Source organism: Aquabacterium sp. UBA2148, from assembly GCF_002328915.1.
Lineage (GTDB): Bacteria > Pseudomonadota > Gammaproteobacteria > Burkholderiales > Burkholderiaceae_C > Aquabacterium > Aquabacterium parvum.
Map to the genome: position 1 here is coordinate 4525 of NZ_DCXA01000085.1, position 4325 is coordinate 8849.

Annotated in this window: 1 protein-coding gene; it reads right to left on the minus strand. The window is 68.3% G+C overall.

Features of this window, described 5'->3' with window-relative positions:
- A partial coding sequence (locus tag B2W70_RS04495; RefSeq protein ID WP_286743286.1) for a beta strand repeat-containing protein occupies positions 1-4325 on the minus strand: 4325 nt, incomplete at both ends.

Genomic DNA, 4325 nt, shown 5'->3' on the forward strand with positions numbered 1-4325 from the left:
GCGCCCGAGCGGCTGGCCAGGGTGATGTCACCACCCGATTGGCCAGCGCCCTTGGCAGAAACATCGAGCGAAGCACGGGTCTGTCCGTCGGGGATGCTGTCCTGGCCGATGTCGAGGTCACCCGCGGCGCTGATCGAGATGCGACCGCCAGTGCCGCCGGAGGCATCGATTTGCCCCAGGATGTTGACGTTACCGCCCGAGCTGGCGTCGGCAGCTCGGTCTGCCACGAGGCGCACGTCCTGGGCCACCAACTTTTTTCCAGCCGACAGGGTGATGTCCTGGCCGTCGCGCTGCTGAAGGTCAAAGGCGCGAGATGCGTTGGCACGCGCAGCCGCTGCGCCAGCCTGCGCAGCGGCGGATTGCGCCGAAGCGTTCAGCCGGTCCACCAGGCCATCGAGCGAAGGCGCGGTGCGCGCGTCGATGCGCAGGGCTCCGCCACGCTGGCTGGCATCCGACAGCAGGCGGATGTCGCCCGCCACCTTGACCTCGCCCTTGGGCGCGAGCAGGCGGATGTCGCCGGCTTCAGCGCCGGCAAGGGCCGATGGCGCCGAGGCGCTCAACAGGCTGCCAGCTTGCACGTCGATGCCCCCTTGGGCGGCCTTGGCCTGGATCAGGCCGGCGGCGATGGGCACCGTCACCCCATCGACCTGCCAGCTGCTGCCGTCGGCCAGGGTGCGCGAGCCCGATGAGAACGTCACGTCGCCCGTGCTGGCATCCAGCTTGATGGCACCAGAGGTGACTTCGAGCAAGCCCTGCTGGCGCAGCGAAGCACCGGCCAACTCAAGCTGGCCACCGATGCCCACGCTGGCCTTGCCCACCGGACCGGCGGCGGTTGTCTGCTCGATGGTCAGCGCGCCCTGGCCCGACTTGATCTGCGCCGCGGCACCGTGGCCAGTGGTCACCGACTGAGCGCTCAGGTTCACCGCCGCGTCGGCCTGCAGGCCGGAGGCGATGGCGCGCGAAGTCGCCTTGACGGTGCTCAGCGTCACGTTGTTGACGAATTCACTGGTGGCGTCGGCGTAATTGCCCGGGTCGGCCGCCAACGTCACCGTCGTGGTCTCGCGGCGGCTGCTGAGCACCACGCTGCCGGCCGCAGCCAGGTTCACCTGGCCTGCACCCTGCGTGGCCACGACACCATCTTCGAAGTGGATGTGGCCATCTTGTCCGCCGGCGCCGGTGGCCGTCAGGTTCAGCGTGGCGGTGCCACCCTGAGCCGAGCCCTTCGCGCCGCTGGTGTTGCGCAGGCTGAGCGAGCCGGCGGTCACGCTGTTGGTCGAACCACTGCTCTGTTTGAGCTCGGGCGTGTCCAGCGTGAGCGCTTGCTGGACGGTCAGGCTCTGCCCGCTTTGCAGCTCAACGCCCCCGAAGGCCCTCAGGGTCAGGCGATCGACCTGCGCGAGCTGTGCCAGCAGGGCGCTGCCCACTTGCAGCGGCGCAGCCTGCCCTGGTGTCGTGGCCACATCTGCGTCGCCCAGCACCACGCGGTCTGCGCCCAGCGTCAGGCTGTCTGCCTGCAGGCTGCTGGCTTTGTCCAAGGCCGTGCTGCGGGTGCCTTCAACCACCACGGTGCCGCCCTTGAGCACAGCGCCCGCGCCCACGCTCACGTCACCAGCCGATCGGTCGATGAGCGCGCCTTCGGTGCTGACGCGACGGGTCTGCACCTGGGCGTCGCTGCTGACGCGCACCAGGGCGCCATTGCCTTGCGCCGTGCTGTCTTCGGCCACGAAGCTGGCCTGGTTGGTTTCGGGCGCACTCAGCGCCGCCCCGGCGTTGACCGTCACCTTCGAGGTGCCCGCCAGGATGACGTCGTTCAGGGCCAGCGGGTTGCTGGCGTCATTGGCCAACGTCACCTCCTTGGCCTTCACGTCGATCAACCTGGAGCCGTCCGCAGCCTGGCTCGAACGCAGGCCGCCGACCAGCAGCGAGTCCACACCGGTGCGATTGAGCTGGGCCACGTTCAGCAACAGCGTGTCTTTCGCGGCCACCTGAGCGTCGCTCAAGGCGCCACCCACCTGGACCTTGCTGGACGAGATGTTGAGCTCGCCACCACGCCCGCCAGCCAGGCGATCGAAGGCGAGGTCTCCCTCCAGGTTGATCTTTTGTGCGGCGATGTTGAGGGTGCCCGCGTCCACGGCCCGGCGAGCAGGCGCCACGCCTTGCCGCGCGGCCTTGGCGTTGACCAGGTCGTCGAAGGTGGTGGTCTTGATCTCGCTGAAGCGCAGGGCTTGCTCGCGGTTGATCACCTCGAAGGTGGCCGGGGTCGAAGACAAGGCGCCGCCCGTGCTCCCCACGGTGGCCCCCACGCGCACGGCGCCGGTGGCCAGGGTCAGGGCGTCACCGAAGTTCAAAGGCGTGGTGGTGCTGGTGCGGCGCACCAGGTAACCACCAGCCAGCAGCGCATAACGTGCAGGCAGGACGGTGTAGGTGCCCGCCGGGATGGGGCCACCTTCACCAAAGGTGATGGTGCGCGTGGCCGAGGTGTCGAGCACGCTGCTGTCCAAGCCCGATCCGGCCAGCACGCCAGCATCCACCCCACCCAGGCCCTTGACGCTGGGCACCACAGCAAAGGTGCCGCTTTCGTAGGTGCCATGGAAGATGTCGGACGAGCCGCCTGGGCCTGGCACGAACTCCCAGGCCAGCAGGTTGCCGCCGGCCGACAGGTCCACCTTCGCACCCGATTCAACCGACAGCTCGCCGCCTTCGGCGTCGAACGTCACCGTCTTGGCGGGCGGTGCGGTGATGGCCACGCCGTTGAGCTGCCAATTGGTGCCGGCTTCGGTGGTGGTGCCATAAGGCACCGACAGGCCCGCGCCCGAGACCGACAGGTCGGCGTTCTCGGTCAGGGTGATGTCCTTGGACTTGAGCGTGATCTGCCCGAAGGGAGCGCGCACCACGCCGTCCACCGTGATGTGGTCGGCCGCCAGCGTGAGGCTGCCACCTGCGGACAGCGGCTGCGGTGCCGCGCGGTTGCCGCCAGTGATGGTCAGGCGGTTGCCATCGGTGGCCACGCCGCTGAGCTGCACGCTGAAGTCGGTGGCCGTGGCGACGTTGACCTGGTCGGCGTCCAGCGTGACCTGGGTGGCGCCGGTGTTCAGGCTGCCGGTGTTGCGCGACTGGCTGATGGCGTGAAAGCGGATCTCGTCACGCGCCTGCAGGGTCAGTTGGTCGATGCCCTGGGTCACCTGGTGACCGGACAGGTCCACCACGGCACCACGGAGGGTGACGCTGCCCTGCCCACCCGTGGCCACGCGCTGCGCGCCGATGACCTGGTCGGTGTTGGTGCGCGCCAGGCGACCTGCCGCGGCCAGCACGGCCTGGCTGTTTCCTCGTGCAGCCAGGACGGGCGAGTCGAGCGTCATGTCGCCCTGCACCGACAGGTTCACCTTGCCCACGGTGGCAATCTCGTCGTTGGACTTGAGCTTGAGGTGGGCGAAGCCGCCTGCCTGGACCATGTCGGCCGAGACCACGACCTTGCCTTCGGTGTCGAGGACCTGGGTCTTGACGCCACTGACCAGCACGTCCTTGAAGCCACTGGGTGCCACTGCTTGCTGGATCTCCATAGTTGCCAGGGGTCTCTTGGTGCTGCCGCCGTCGGTGATGCCGATGCTGAGCGTGCCCCCCTGTGCACCAGAGCCGCCTGCTTTGGCCTGGTAGCTGCCCGCCAACGCGGCCCCCTGAGCGCCCACATTGATGGCGATGCTGCCGCCATTCGACGCCACGGTGGTGCGCTGAACACGCACCTGCCCCTGGCTGTTTTGTGTTCGGACATCGATCGTGTCCTGCGAGCCATTGGCCAGCAAAGTGGCCTGCTTGATCACCTGGCCGCCCGCGTCCTGAACGCGCTCGAACACCAAAGGTGTGGTCGCGATCAAGGTGCTGGGCGCCAGGATCTGGATGCTGCCGCCGTCAAGCACCGCGCCAAACCTTTGCTGACCCGTGTTGGTGGCCGACAGCACCGTCGTACCGGAGACGTCCAGCAAGGCGTCGGCGCCAAATCGGTAAGTACCTTGGTTCCGCAGGTCCACATCCGTCAGGGTGGAGCCAACGGTCAGCTGCGTGGTGATGCTGCCCCCCGCTGCACGCACGGCGCCGTCCACTTCGAGCTTCTGCCCACCGGCCAGCGTGACGCTGCCGCGAGGGCCCACGTCAAGCTGCGAGCCGGTCTTGAGGTGCAGGTGCCCGTCTTCGTTATCGGCTTGCCCTGACGAACGCAAGGCCAAGCTGCGCTTGGGCGCCAGGTTGTCCGCCTGCACGCCCGTGCTGACGTTGGCCGACAGCTTGCTGCCAGTCGCGGCGTTCAGCAGTCGCGCCTTCGCCAGCCACTG